Raw genomic sequence first — 14079 nt, 5'->3', positions numbered from 1 at the left:
TCGCCAGCCTTCGGCCCCTCGAGGTTGACCTCCATGATCTCAAGCGGCTTCCCGGCCTCAACGGCCACCGCAGCTCTCGTCCGCATCGCTGTCTCCTTCCTTGCCCACCGTTCGGGGGATGCGGAACTTTACCGAGGATCTGCGGATGAAGCTGGTCGGAAATAAGAATGAGGCGGGCCGGCCCCGGATGCGCGTTGCGCTCTGCCCGGTCGGCGGCCGGCCGCTCGTCCCTCTCAGCGCTTCCGTTCGCGCACGCCGATTTCATCAAGCGCCGCAGCAAGGCGCCTTAGACCCTGCTGTTCGGGATCGCGGCCGATCCGGGCGCACAGCTGGTCGAAGCGACTGCGTAGCGCCTCTTTCTCGGGGCCGCGGCAATCGTTCCAGGGCCGGCCCTGAAGCGCCATTTCCAGAACATAGAAGCTGATGAAATGCGGCCGTTCGCCTGCGTCAAGCAGGCGCAGATAGGCCGCATCCGTTCCCAGCGCCCGCAGCACCCCGACGCTGTGGATGCCGGCGCGGGCAAAGGCGGCCTCGGTCGCAGGGCCAAGGTTGCGCAGCGCGGAAACCGGCGCCTCATCGGGCGGAGAGGCAGGGGCCGGGGCGGTGGCGCGGGCTTTGGCGGGCATGGGCAATTCCTGCGGAAGGGGCCTCCGGCGCGGTGTTCTGATCCCGCGGTGCGACCTGCGCAGAATGCCGCGAATGGGCGGGGGCTGACAAGGGCTGGTTCAAGCCAGCCGGGCTTGCGCCGCGGTCCAAAAGCGTTGTGACGCGGCAGAAGGGGGCTTTGCTTTTCCTGCGGCCCGTGAAATAGGGAAGCGCCAAACGAAAACTCCCAAGGAGACCCCAATGGAGATTCGCGAGGCGCTCACCTTCGATGACGTTCTTCTGGTTCCGGCTGCAAGTTCGGTCCTGCCCTCTGACGCGGATACGACCACCTGGGTCACGCAGTCGATCAGGATGAACATCCCGCTTCTGTCCTCGGCGATGGACACGGTGACCGAAGGGCGAATGGCGATCGCCATGGCCCAGGCAGGTGGAATCGGGGTGATCCATCGCAACCTTGATCCCGAGGCGCAGGCCAACGAGGTGCGGCGCGTCAAGCGGTTCGAAAGCGGGATCGTCTATGCGCCGATCACCCTGCGTCCGGATCAGACGCTGGCCGATGCAAAGGCGCTGCAGGAACGCTACAACGTCACCGGCTTTCCGGTGGTGGACGAGATGGGCCGCGTCGTGGGCATCGTGACCAACCGCGACATGCGTTTTGCCAATGACGACAGCACGCCGGTGCGGGTGATGATGACCTCGGACAACCTGGCGGTTCTGCACGAACCCGCTGATCTTGATGAAGCCAAGAGCCTGATGCGGGCGCGGCGGATCGAGAAACTGCTGGTGACCGACGGGCAGGGCAAGCTCACGGGCCTCCTGACGCTGAAGGATACCGAAAAGGCGGTTCTGAACCCCAATGCGTGCAAGGATGATCTGGGCCGGCTGCGGGTGGCGGCGGCTTCGACCGTGGGCGATGCCGGGTATGAACGCAGCGCCGCGCTGATTGATGCGGGATGCGACCTGATCGTGATCGACACCGCGCATGGCCATTCGGATGGCGTGGCCCGGGCGGTCGAACGGGTCAAGGCCCTGTCGAACGCGGTGCAGGTTGTCGCCGGCAACGTCGCAACTGCCGAGGCGACGCGCGCGCTGATCGACGCGGGCGCGGATGCGGTGAAGGTCGGCATCGGCCCCGGGTCCATCTGCACCACCCGCATCGTGGCGGGCGTGGGCGTGCCGCAGCTGACGGCGATCATGGATGCAGCCGGCGCGGCGGGGGATATTCCGATCATCGCCGATGGCGGGATCAAGTATTCGGGCGACTTCGCCAAGGCGATTGCCGCTGGTGCCTCGTGCGCCATGGTGGGCAGCATGATCGCGGGCACCGACGAAAGCCCGGGCGAGATGATCCTGTATCAGGGGCGCAGCTTCAAATCCTACCGCGGCATGGGCAGCCTTGGCGCGATGGCCCGCGGCTCGGCCGACCGGTATTTCCAGAAGGATGCGGCCAGCGACAAGCTGGTGCCCGAGGGGATCGAGGGGCAGGTGCCCTACAAGGGCACGGCCGCGGCGGTTCTGCACCAGCTGGTCGGGGGGCTTCGTGCCGCCATGGGCTATACCGGCTGCGCTACGGTGGCTGAAATGCGGCGGAACTGCCGCTTTGTCCGCATCACCGGCGCGGGGCTGAAGGAAAGCCACGTTCATGATGTGCAGATCACCCGGGAAAGCCCGAACTACCGCGGCATGTAAGGAGGACGTCATGGCCCTGACCCTGTCCCGGCGGATCGGCGCGGCCGAGGTGACGGTTCTCACCGATGGCGCGCTCAGCTTTCCCCCAGCGCTGTTTCCGCGCACCGGCCAGGCCACGATCGACACGCTGCTGGATCTGGCCGGTGAAAAGGACATCCGGACCAACTTCAACGCGGTGCTGATCCGCGGTGGCGGCCAGACGGTTCTGGTCGATGCCGGGTTCCGCGATCTGGTCGGCGCCGCCTGCGGGCATCTGCCCCAGGCGCTTGCCGCGGCAGGCGCGCAGGTGGGCGACATCGACCGGCTGTTTACCACCCATCTGCATGCCGATCATGTCGCGGGGATGATCACCACCGAGGGGCGCGCGGTGTTCCCGCGGGCGGAACTGGTTCTCACCGCGCCTGAACACGCCTTCTGGACGGAAACGAGCTTTTTCTCCACGGCGGATCAGCAATTGCAGGACTGGCAGCGCCTGGCGCAGGCGGTGCTTGACGCCTATGCCGACCGGCTTGTGATCATCCAGCCGGGGGACCAGATCGCGCCGGGGCTCTGGTCGCTGCCGTTGCCGGGCCACACGCCGGGCCATTCCGGCTGGCGGCTTTCCTCGGGCGACCGGATGCTCGTGCATATGGGCGACATCGTTCATGCGCAGAAGCTGCAACTGGCCGACCCCGAGATCGGCATCGCCTTCGATCTGGACATGGACATGGCCCGCCAGACGCGCAAGCGTCTGCTGGATGAGCTGGCCACCGACGGGACGCTGGTGACAGGCGGCCACATCCTGCACCCGGCGCTTGGGCGGGTGGTCCGGCACGGCTCGGGCTACCGGTTCGAAGATGCCTGAGCCCCGCCGGAGCATCGCATGACCCCCGCCGCCCGCATAGCTGCCGCAATCACGCTTCTGGACGACTGGCTGGCGGGCCAGCCGCTCGAACAGGCCCTGACGACCTGGGGGCGGCACAACCGCTATGCCGGCTCGGGCGATCGGGCGGCGATCCGCGACCATGTGTTCGATGCTGTCCGCCGCCGCCGGTCCTTCGCAGCCTTGGGGGGGGCAGAAACCGGCCGCGGGCTGATGATCGGTGCGCTCAGGGCAGCCGGTGTCGATCCGGTGACGATGTTCACCGGCGAAGGCCACGCGCCGCCGCCGCTTTCGCCTGACGAGACCGGGCCGCCCCGTGCCATGAGCCGCGGCGAGGCGCTCGATTGTCCCGACTGGCTCCTGCCCGAATTCGAGGCAAGCCTTGGCGCCGATACCGATGCTGTGCTGCGGGCGCTTCAGGCGCGGGCGCCGGTGTTCCTGCGCGTGAACCTCGCACGGATCGACCGCCCGCGCGCCGCGAGCGCGCTTGAGGCCGAGGGCATCGTGACCCGCCCGCACGAGCTTGCCGAAACCGCGCTTGAGGTGACCGAAGGCGCGCGGCGCGTGCAGCACTCGGCCCCGTTCCGCGACGGTCTGGTCGAGTTGCAGGATGCCGCATCCCAGGCGGTGGTGGCGGCGCTGCCGCTGCGCGCCAACGACCGGGTGCTGGACTATTGCGCCGGCGGAGGTGGCAAGACGCTGGCGATGGCTGCACGGTTGCCGCTGACGCTTTTCGCCCATGATGCCGATCCGCGGCGGATGCGGGATCTGCCTGCCCGTGCCACGCGCGCCGGGGTAAGGGTCACGCTGCTGGCCCCGGGCGAGGGCAGCCGGGCCGCGCCCTGCGATCTGGTGCTGCTGGACGTGCCCTGTTCCGGGTCGGGCAGCTGGCGGCGCAGCCCCGAGGCGAAATGGACCCTGACGCCGGAACGGCTTGCGGATCTCTGCCGGATTCAGGCGCAGATCCTGTCCGAGGCGTCGGCGCTGGTGCGGCCGGGCGGCTATCTGGCCTATGCAACCTGTTCCCTGTTTGAGCGTGAGAACGCGGCACAGATCGCGGCGTTCCTTGCGCGGCAGCATGGCTGGCAGCAGCGCCATGCGCGGCTTTTCACGCCGCGTGACGGTGGCGATGGCTTTTTCGTGGCGATCTTGCAAAGGCAAAATACAATTCAGGGTTGATTTGCGCCAGCTTTCGGCGCTTTCTCCGGTTGGCCGGGCGCAGTTAATCGTCAATTAACCAAACTGTCGCTCAATAGGGCCGCGATTCTGACGGAGGCCCTCTTGTCACAGCACGTTTCCTCCCTGAACCCTCTGCTCCGCGCCGCGCTGCAGGCGCGTCCCCGGTCCTGGCAGGTGATTGCCCTTGCCGTTGCTCTTGCGCTGGTGGCGTTGGTTGCCACGAACCAGATGGTCGGGATGGTGCTGCTGTCCGTTGCCGGAACCCTGCTGGCGGTGGTTCTGCTGACCCGATCGGTCGTGCTGTGGCATGACCGCGCGCTGCGTCGGATGCGCCGCCAGGTGGCCGGGGTCGTCGCGCGGGATGCGACACCGGCTTTCACCACCGATGCTGACGGGCGGATCCACTATCAGAACGCGGCCGCCGATACCAAGTTCGGGGCAGAAGGGCAGACCTTGTTGCGCCGTCTTGAGGGGCTTTTTGCGCATCCCTCAAGCACGCTCTATCGCCTGCAGCATCAGGCAAGCCAGACCGGTGCCGCCCGCGAGGATGTCGCCACGCGCAACGGGACGGCGCGCCTGTCGGTTCATGCAATTCCCGGCGGATTTCTCTGGCGGTTCGAGGAGACGCCCGGCGCCGAACTGAGTGCCCGCACTGCCGAGGATGTGGCTCTGCCTCGGCTGATCGTCAACCGTTCCGGCACGGTGCTGGCGGTCAATCGCGCGCTGCGTCGCGCGCTTGGCCACGAGATCGCGCATTGGTCCGAACTTGCCGCGCGGCCCCCCCGTTCGGGCGAGGTGATCACCGTGCCGCAGCTTGGGCCGGTCCTTCTTGCGGTGACCGAGGCCGCCGCCGGTCGCCACGAGGTCTACATGCTTCCCGGCGTTGAAGGCGCTCGACCGGTGCCGGGTCACGACGGCCTCGGCTTCGAGGATCTGCCGGTGGGATTGCTGCGCATCGGTCATGGGGGCGAGATCCTCGCGGCCAACCGTCTGGCGCGCGAATTGCTTGCGGCCGATCCCGGACCCGAGGATCGCCTGGCCGACCTTGTCGAGGGGCTTGGCCGTCCGGTAGGCGACTGGCTGTCGGACGCTTTCGCCGGAAGAACACTCGGCCGGCCAGAGGTGGTGCGGGCCAGCCGGCCGCAGTCCGAGATCTTCCTGCAAGTCACCCTGCGCCGTGTTCACCCCGCCGAGGGTGAAAGCGAACCGGCGCTGTTCGCGCTCTTGCACGATGCCACCGAACTCAAGACGCTCGAGGCGCAGTTCGTCCAGAGCCAGAAGATGCATGCGATCGGCCAGCTTGCGGGTGGCATCGCCCATGACTTCAACAATCTTCTTACCGCGATCTCGGGCCATTGTGACCTTTTGTTGCTGCGCCATGACAGGAACGATCCCGATTACGGCGATCTTGTTCAGATCCATCAGAACGCAAACCGCGCTGCCAGTCTTGTCGGCCAGCTCCTGGCCTTTTCCCGCAAGCAGACCTTGCAGCCGCAGCTGATCGATCTGCGTGATGCACTTGCGGATCTGGGGCATCTGCTGAACCGGCTTGTGGGCGGGCGCGTGCGTCTTGTCGTGAGTCGGCCTGCCGAGCTTGACCTGATCCGTGCGGATCCGCGCCAGCTTGAACAGGTGCTGATGAACCTTGTGGTCAACGCGCGCGATGCCATGCCCGAGGGCGGCGAGATCACGATCGAGGCCCGTAACGAAAGCCTCGACTGCGCGCTGACGCGGGATCGAGCGGTCATTCCCCCGGGGCGCTACGTCGTCCTGCGGGTAACCGATCAGGGAATCGGCATTCCGCCCGACAAGATGCCCAAGATATTCGAACCCTTCTTCACCACAAAGCGTGCCGGGGAAGGGACCGGTCTGGGCCTGTCAACGGCCTATGGCATCGTCAAGCAGACGGGGGGATTCATCTTTGCCGACAGCACGCCCGGCGAAGGAACGACCTTCACATTGTATCTGCCGGCCCATTCAGGCATCCCCCAGGTGACGTCGGTCACCGGTGCCGAAACTGCGGCAACATCCCTGCTGACGCCGGGGCATGGCGTGGTGCTGCTGGTCGAGGATGAGGCCCCTGTACGCGCCTTTGCGTCGCGCGCGCTTCGCCTGCGGGGGTACACCGTGCTCGAAGCCGAAAGCGCCGAGGAGGCGCTTGCCATACTCGCCAATCCCGAAGTGACGGTGGACATATTCGTCAGTGACGTGATCATGCCCGGAAAGGGCGGTCCGGCTTGGGTGCGCGAGGCGTTGCAGGCCCGCCCCGGCGTCAAAGTGGTGTTCATGTCCGGCTATGCGGAAGACAGTTTCCCCGAGGCTCAGGCCCGTATTCCGAACTCGGTCTTCCTGCAGAAACCCTTCTCGCTGGCCGAACTGACGGCGACGGTCCAGGCGCAACTTGAGCGATGATCACCGAGCCGGGCCGGGCGCCGACATCCCGCGTGCCGGCGCGGAGAGCCGGTGGTCCGGTCCACCGGCAATCGCAGAACCGGACCTCCCGCGCGAAGACATGGTGACCTGAGTGGCGATACACTCCTCGACGCCGCCGCAACGTCATCATGCACAGGCGTTTCGAGGGGGAGCACGAATCCTCCCATGAGAAGGCGCGGTGTCCGTCTTCCTCCATCTGCGTCCCGCAGCGAGTTCCGAACAGTATCAAGGTCGTGACCCTGCGGAGCCAGGGGGATCCTGATCAAGGAAGAACCGGTAATCTGCGGCTGCCGTCCGGTCCCTGCGCAACCAACCTTTCCCACCTGCCCAAAGGGGCGCATGCGCCGGTGCAGCCCTCCCTCCACGGCGGAGCCAGGGCATCTTTGCGGGGCTTAGGTTCCGTTCGGATCGACCGCTGCCGCCGGCGGGCTTCTGTCGCCCCGGTGCCCGAGGTCGCGGCGCCGCGAGAAGCTGCGCCGTCGGGCTTCGGAGAGGCTTTCCTCCCCAGCGCCCGATGTGGTGCGGCATCGCACCCCAGGGGGCATGTCCGGCGTGGCGGTCAGTGCGCCCCGTGCACCAGCTCAGAGAGCCGCTTCGGAATAGCGCGGGATGCTGTCATACAACGCGAAATCCTCGGCGCAGTCCTGGCGCAGGCGCGCCTCGAGCTGCGGATCAAGCGTCACATCCGCATCGGGCGAGACGTTGACGCGTGGCAGGATCACCTCGCATTCCAGTCGATCCTCCAGAAAGACCACGAAATCGGCAATATCCTCGTAGCGGAACAACCGGTCCACGGCGAGGTCACCCTGCTTTGTCAGGAAACGCGCCTGTGAACCGACATCGGCAAAGGGCGGTCGCTCGGCCTGCAGATAGGCCTCCACGAAGCCGCTGAAATCCATGTTGCGCGTGCTCTTGCGCGAGTCCATCACGTCGTCGCGCTGCCGGAACCGATACCAGCTTCCCAGCCAGTCAAGTGGTTCGCGCATCAGGGCGACCACCTCGAAGGTATGGCCCGAGGCGCGTTCAAGGTAGGGGGCAAGAAAGCGCTGATAGCGCTGCGCATTGGTGTGCTTCAACTCGGGTGGCCGCTGCACCGAGACACTGGCAAGCGATTCGAGAGCTGCCTCGATCGCGGTTGATCCGGTCTTGGGCGTCGCCAGAAACACCAGCCGCTGCTGCCAGAATACAAGCATGGCAATCCTTTGTTCTTTGGGCAGCGAAAAATGCCGCCAGGAAGATGGCCGTAAACTACTTCTTAACCTTCCGGGTAAAAAGTCGAATTTGCATAAAACGCTGTTGAAATGTTCCTGTTTCGGTCCCATAAAGAACGGAACAGGGCGTGAACAACAGGCAGATTGCCACTTTCGGCGCGCTATGAAACAAGAGGTGGACCCTATGGCAACCGCGAGCTTACTCGACATGACCGACAAGCGCACATCCGACCGGCAGAAGGCGCTCGACAGCGCGCTGGCCCAGATCGAACGGCAGTTCGGCAAAGGCTCGATCATGAAGCTGGGCGCCGACAACCCGGTAATGGAGATCGAGGCTACCTCGACCGGCTCTCTCGGGCTTGATATCGCGCTGGGGATCGGCGGGCTGCCCAAGGGCCGGATCATCGAGATCTATGGCCCCGAAAGCTCGGGCAAGACGACGCTCACGCTGCATGTGGTGGCGGAAGAGCAGAAGAAGGGCGGCGTCTGCGCCTTTGTCGATGCCGAACACGCGCTTGATCCGCAATATGCCAAGAAGCTTGGCGTGAACCTGGACGAGTTGCTCATCAGCCAGCCGGATACCGGCGAACAGGCGCTGGAAATCGTGGATACGCTGGTGCGGTCGGGGGCGGTGAGCCTTGTCGTGGTCGACTCGGTCGCGGCCCTGACTCCGAAGTCCGAGATCGAGGGCGACATGGGTGACATGCAGATGGGGTCGCAGGCCCGGCTGATGAGCCAGGCAATGCGCAAGCTGACCTCGTCGATCAGCCGCTCGAACTGCATGGTGATCTTCATCAACCAGATCCGCATGAAGATCGGCGTCATGTTCGGCAGCCCCGAAACGACCACGGGCGGCAATGCGCTCAAGTTCTATGCTTCGGTCCGGCTCGACATCCGACGCATCGGCTCGGTCAAGGACCGGGACGAGGTCGTGGGCAACTCGACCCGGGTGAAGGTGGTCAAGAACAAGGTCGCGCCGCCGTTCAAGCAGGTCGAATTCGACATCATGTATGGCGAGGGTATCTCCAAGACCGGCGAGATGATCGACCTTGGCGTGAAAGCGGGCGTGGTCGAGAAATCGGGATCGTGGTATTCCTATGGCGATGAGCGCATCGGCCAGGGCCGCGAAAACGCCAAGAACTTCCTCAAGGCCAATCCCGCCATCGCGGCGGATATCGAGGAAAAGATCCGCGCCTCGCACGGGCTCGATTTCCACATGAGCGAAAGCGGGGGCGAGGACGTCGTCGACGCCTGAGCCCGACCAGGCAGCATGATCGGCCCCGCCCTTCTTCAGGGCGGGGCTTTTGCTTGCCCGGCCTCCGTTGCGGCAGTGGACAGTGGGGGATGCTGGCGCTAAACGGAAAGCCGAACCGCATCCGCCGGAGGCCACCTTGCCCACGCTTAACGATATCCGCTCGACCTTTCTCGATTACTTCGCCCGGCAGGGCCATGCGGTGGTCGACAGCTCGCCTCTTGTGCCGCGCAACGACCCCACCTTGATGTTCACCAACTCGGGCATGGTGCAGTTCAAGAACGTCTTTACCGGCGTCGAGCATCGCGACTATTCCCGCGCGACCACGGCGCAGAAATGCGTGCGCGCCGGGGGCAAGCACAACGACCTTGATAACGTCGGCTATACCGCCCGCCACCACACATTCTTCGAAATGCTGGGCAACTTCAGCTTCGGGGATTACTTCAAGGCCGAGGCGATCCCTTTCGCCTGGGAGTTGATTACCAAGGAGTTCGGGATCCCGAAGGACCGGCTGCTGGTCACCGTCTATCATACGGACGACGAGGCGGCGAATATCTGGAAGAAGGCCGCGGGCCTGCCGGATGACCGGATCATCCGCATTCCCACCAACGACAATTTCTGGATGATGGGCCCCACCGGCCCCTGTGGCCCCTGCACCGAAATCTTCTTTGATCACGGCGATCATATCCCCGGCGGCCCTCCGGGCAGCCCGGATGAGGATGGCGATCGTTTCATCGAGATCTGGAACCTGGTCTTCATGCAGTTCGAACAGCATGAGGACGGCAGCCGCACCAATCTTCCGCGCCCGTCGATCGACACCGGCATGGGGCTGGAGCGGATCGGCGCGCTGCTGCAGGGCAAGCACGACAATTACGATACCGATCTGATGCGCAGCCTGATCGAGGCCTCGGCCCATGCCACAAGCGTGGATCCGGACGGCCCCGGCAAGATGCACCACCGGGTGATCGCCGATCATCTGCGGTCAACCTCGTTCCTGATTGCAGACGGGGTGATGCCGTCGAACGAGGGGCGCGGCTATGTCCTGCGCCGGATCATGCGCCGCGCGATGCGTCACGCCCATCAGCTGGGCGCGCAGGATCCGCTGATGCATCGTCTGGTGCCGGCGCTGGTGCGCCAGATGGGCGCCGCCTATCCCGAGCTCGGCCGCGCGCAGGCGCTGATCGAGGAGACGCTGCGCCTGGAAGAAACGCGTTTCCGCCAGACGCTGGATCGGGGTCTTCGTCTGCTGGACGATGAGCTTGGCCGCCTTCCCGAAGGGGCTGCCCTGCCAGGCGAGACCGCCTTCCGCCTTTACGACACCTATGGCTTTCCGCTGGATCTGACGCAGGATGCGCTGCGCGAAAAGGGACGTTCGGTCGATGCTGCGGGGTTCGATGCCGCGATGGCCGAACAGAAGGCCAAGGCCCGCGCCGCCTGGGCGGGATCGGGCGAGACCAAAGAGGCCTCGATCTGGTTCGACCTGGCCGAAGAGCATGGCGCCACCGAGTTTCTGGGCTATGACACCGAAAAGGCCGAAGGCCAGGTGCTGGCCCTGGTGCGCGATGGCGCAGCAGTGACACAGGCCAAGGCCGGCGAGACGGTGCAGATCGTCGTCAACCAGACGCCCTTCTATGCCGAATCTGGCGGCCAGGTGGGCGATGCGGGCCTGTTGCGCACCGATACAGGGGTGGCCCGGATCACCGACACGAAAAAGGCGCAGGGCGTCTTCGTGCATGTGGCCGAGGTGACCGAAGGCACGGTAACGCCGGGGCAGGGCGCCGAGCTTGAGGTGGATCACGCGCGCCGCAGTGCGATCCGCGCCAACCATTCGGCGACGCACCTGCTGCACGAGGCGCTGCGCCACGCGCTTGGCGATCATGTCGCGCAGCGCGGCTCGCTCAATGCGCCGGACCGTCTGCGCTTTGACTTCAGCCATTCCAAGGCGATGACTGCCGAAGAGCTGCGCCAGGTCGAGGACGAGGTGAACGGCTATATCCGTCAGAACGCCGCCGTCGTCACCCGGATCATGACCCCGGACGAGGCCCGCGCGATCGGCGCGCAGGCCCTGTTCGGCGAGAAATATGGCGACGAGGTGCGCGTGGTTTCGATGGGCAGGCAGGACGGGTCGGGCAAGGGCGGCGACGGGCGCACCTATTCGATCGAGTTGTGCGGCGGCACCCATGTGACGCGGACGGGCGACATCGGGCTTTGTGTGCTTCTGGGGGACAGCGCGTCCTCGTCCGGGGTGCGGCGGATCGAGGCGCTGACCGGCGAGGGGGCGCTGGCGCATCTGGCGCAACAGGCGCAGCAGTTGGCCGAGGTGGCCGGGGTGCTGCGGGCGCAGCCCTCCGAGCTGGCTGAACGCGTGCGGGCGCTGATCGAGGAACGCCGGGCGCTTCAGAACGAGATTGCGCAGTTGCGGCGGGAAATTGCCATGGGTGGCGGGGCCGCGGCCGGCCCCGAGGTGAAAGAGATCAACGGGATCAGGTTTATTGCGCAGGTGCTCTCGGGCGTGTCCGGCAAGGACCTGCCACCGCTGATCGACGAGATGAAGGCGCGCCTTGGTTCCGGCGCGGTGTTGCTGGTGGCGGATGCCGGTGGCAAGGCTGCGGTCGCCGCTGGCGTGACCGCGGATCTGACCGGGCGCCTGTCGGCGGTTGATCTGGTCAAGGCGGCGGCGGCCGAGCTTGGTGGCAAGGGCGGTGGCGGACGCCCCGACATGGCACAGGCCGGGGGCGCCGATCCCGCGCGCGCGGCCGAAGCCATCCTTGCCGCGGAAGCCATTCTGGGAGATATCGCATGAGCGCGCTCTGGATTGCACATGTGCATGTCACCGACAGCGATGCCTATGCCAGATATGCCGCCATCGCGACCGAGGCGATTGCCGCGCATGGCGGCGTGTTCCTGGCGCGCGGTGGACGTTACCAGCAGCTTGAGGGCAACGACCGGCCGCGCAACGTGGTCGCGCGGTTTCCAAGCTTTGACGATGCGCTGGCCTGCTACAACTCTCCGCGTTACCAGGAAGCGCTGAGCTTTGCGCGGGGAGCGTCCGAACGCGATCTGGTGATTGTCGAAGAGATCTGATCTTCGCAGGCAGGGGGGCTGCGGCAGCAGATGCTGGGACGGCGCATGTTCATGGGCGCGTCGCTTGGCGCCCTCGCCGCTCCGGCGCTTCTGGGGCAGGGGCGGCCGCGGCTGGTCGTGGTCGGCGGTGGTGCGGGCGGGGCGACGCTTGCGCGCGAGGTGGCGCAGGGCGCAGCTGGCGCCATCGATGTGACGCTGGTCGAGCCCGCGCGTCTTTATCATCCAGCTGCCTTTTCCAATCTGCCGCTGGGTGGACTTGCGCAGCCCGGTCCGCAGGCGGTTTCCTATGCAGCCTTCGGCACGAGCCTGGGGATCACGGTGATCCACGACTGGGCGTTGCCGATCAAACCCGACCGCGGGACGGTGCAACTCGCCTCGGGCGGCGAGATCGGCTGGGATCGCCTTGTGCTGGCGCCCGGGATCGATTTCGTTGCCGCCTCGGTTCCGGGATGGGACCTGACCTGGCAGGGCGTCATGCCCCACGGCTGGCGTGGCGGCGCACAGGTCGAGCAACTGCGCCGTCAGATCCTCGCCATGCCCGATGGCGGAATCTTCTGCCTTGTGGCACCGGCAGGCAGCATCAGGGCGGTTCCGGCGGTCTATGAACGGGTGTCGCTGATCGGCAGCCACCTGCACCGGGTGAAGCCGCGCGCCAAGCTGCTCCTGCTGGATCTGCGTGAGGAAATGCCGATGGCTGCCGCCTTTTCCGAGGCCTGGGACCGACTTGCGCCTGGAACGGTCGAGCGCTTGGTGCCCGGCCGACTGGCGCTGCGGCCCGAGTCGATGGAGATTGTCGTCGAGGATGCGGTGCAGGGGGTGGATGTCTGCAACGTCATCCCCGCGCAGCGGGCGGGGATGGTGGCCGAGGCGCTGCTGGGTCCGACCGGATATGTTCCTGTCAACGCCTGGAACCTGCAGTGTGAGGACTGGCCTGCCATCTATGTCCTGGGCGACGCCGCTGAAACGGGGCTGCCACGATCAGCGGCAATCGCGCAGGCACAGGCCCGCGCCGCCGCCTCGGTCATCCTGAGCGAACTGACCGGCAGCTTTACCCGCCCACCGGACTATACGGACCCGTGGTGGCCGGTTCTGGCCGAGGATGAGGCATTGCGCCTTGTCACCCGCTATCTGCCCGACGGCGATACGATCCTGGTCGAAGCGCAGAGCGAGAGCGCAGCGGACGATCCGGCCGAGTTGCGCGCCCACAACCGCCGGGAGGGCGTGGAATGGTATGGGACGATGATCGCCGGGATGATCGGAAGCTGAACCGGTCCGGCGCGCCGGGCGCGCAGCCGCTTGCCGCCTTGCGTCGCGGCGGGGAATGGCGCCCCTGCGCGGTGGGCGGAACCGGCTGACGCGTGGCTCGCTTCGGGGCTCGGGGATCTGGGCGGGTGCCGCAGGTCCTGTCGGGGGGGGGAACCGACAAGCCCTGCATCTTGCGCGACCTGGCATCATCGAACGCCGAGAGGAATGCCGCGACGAGTGGCGAAACGGATCTTCCCTCATCGGATCGGGCGACAGGTGCATCCGCCCCTGACCCGGGCCGCGCCAGACAGGTCGCAGATGCCGCGCAAGGGGGGCAACGGCGCCGCCCGCACCCGCGCAGCGCGCGGTTTCGGTCCAGACGCAGCGATTCACTGCGGGCCGCGTGGCACGCGAGGAGAGCCGGCCGATGAGCAACCTCTGCTGACGGGCCGAAAAGCAGATCGAGCGCCCGAGGCGAGCCCTCCCCGCAGCAATTGCCAACCCGCCCTGGTGTTCGC

At 66.2% G+C, this 14079-nt stretch carries 10 protein-coding genes; 8 read left to right on the top strand and 2 right to left on the bottom strand.

Annotated elements, in window-relative coordinates:
• Positions 1-233: 233 nt before the first annotated feature.
• Positions 234-626 (bottom strand): TfoX/Sxy family protein, encoded by a 393-nt coding sequence (locus tag ACFQXB_RS13235; protein WP_377404566.1) that lies wholly within the window; start codon positions 624-626, stop codon positions 234-236.
• Between the two features lie 220 nt (positions 627-846).
• Here ACFQXB_RS13235 and guaB point away from each other — a divergent pair, with 220 nt between their 5' ends.
• The 4 genes from guaB to ACFQXB_RS13215 all read left to right on the top strand — a co-directional run bounded on the left by guaB (position 847) and on the right by ACFQXB_RS13215 (position 6748).
• Positions 847-2295 (top strand): IMP dehydrogenase, encoded by a 1449-nt coding sequence (guaB, locus tag ACFQXB_RS13230; RefSeq protein ID WP_377404563.1) that lies wholly within the window; start codon positions 847-849, stop codon positions 2293-2295.
• Positions 2296-2305: 10 nt separating this feature from the next.
• Positions 2306-3139 (top strand): MBL fold metallo-hydrolase, encoded by an 834-nt coding sequence (locus ACFQXB_RS13225; RefSeq protein ID WP_377404560.1) that lies wholly within the window; start codon positions 2306-2308, stop codon positions 3137-3139.
• Between the two features lie 18 nt (positions 3140-3157).
• Positions 3158-4336, top strand: a complete 1179-nt coding sequence (locus ACFQXB_RS13220; protein WP_377404557.1) for an RsmB/NOP family class I SAM-dependent RNA methyltransferase — start codon at positions 3158-3160, stop codon at positions 4334-4336.
• Between the two features lie 228 nt (positions 4337-4564).
• On the top strand, positions 4565-6748 hold the full coding sequence (locus ACFQXB_RS13215; protein WP_377404600.1) for a hybrid sensor histidine kinase/response regulator: 2184 nt from the start codon (positions 4565-4567) through the stop codon (positions 6746-6748).
• Positions 6749-7350: 602 nt separating this feature from the next.
• Here ACFQXB_RS13215 and ACFQXB_RS13210 read toward each other — a convergent pair.
• Complete coding sequence (locus ACFQXB_RS13210) at positions 7351-7962, bottom strand: hypothetical protein (protein ID WP_377404554.1); 612 nt, start codon at positions 7960-7962, stop codon at positions 7351-7353.
• A gap of 202 nt (positions 7963-8164) precedes the next feature.
• On the opposite strand from ACFQXB_RS13210, the gene recA reads away from it, so the two are divergent.
• The 4 genes from recA to ACFQXB_RS13190 all read left to right on the top strand — a co-directional run bounded on the left by recA (position 8165) and on the right by ACFQXB_RS13190 (position 13582).
• Positions 8165-9235, top strand: a complete 1071-nt coding sequence (gene recA / locus ACFQXB_RS13205) for a recombinase RecA (protein ID WP_377404551.1) — start codon at positions 8165-8167, stop codon at positions 9233-9235.
• 136 nt (positions 9236-9371) lie between these two features.
• Positions 9372-12035: an alanine--tRNA ligase gene (gene alaS / locus ACFQXB_RS13200; RefSeq protein ID WP_377404548.1), complete on the top strand. Its 2664-nt coding sequence runs from the start codon at positions 9372-9374 to the stop codon at positions 12033-12035.
• Positions 12032-12316 carry a DUF1330 domain-containing protein gene (locus tag ACFQXB_RS13195; RefSeq protein ID WP_377404545.1) on the top strand — a complete coding sequence of 95 codons (285 nt, stop codon included), beginning with the start codon at positions 12032-12034 and terminating at the stop codon, positions 12314-12316. The genes alaS and ACFQXB_RS13195 overlap by 4 nt, the downstream gene beginning before the upstream one ends.
• A 30-nt stretch (positions 12317-12346) precedes the next feature.
• Positions 12347-13582: an FAD-dependent oxidoreductase gene (locus ACFQXB_RS13190; protein ID WP_377404542.1), complete on the top strand. Its 1236-nt coding sequence runs from the start codon at positions 12347-12349 to the stop codon at positions 13580-13582.
• Positions 13583-14079 lie beyond the last annotated feature (497 nt).

The organism is Halodurantibacterium daqingense (assembly GCF_042666235.1).
Lineage (GTDB): Bacteria > Pseudomonadota > Alphaproteobacteria > Rhodobacterales > Rhodobacteraceae > Halodurantibacterium > Halodurantibacterium daqingensis.
Note: the sequence above shows the minus strand (reverse complement) of the source record. Positions and strands in the feature narration are given on the sequence as shown.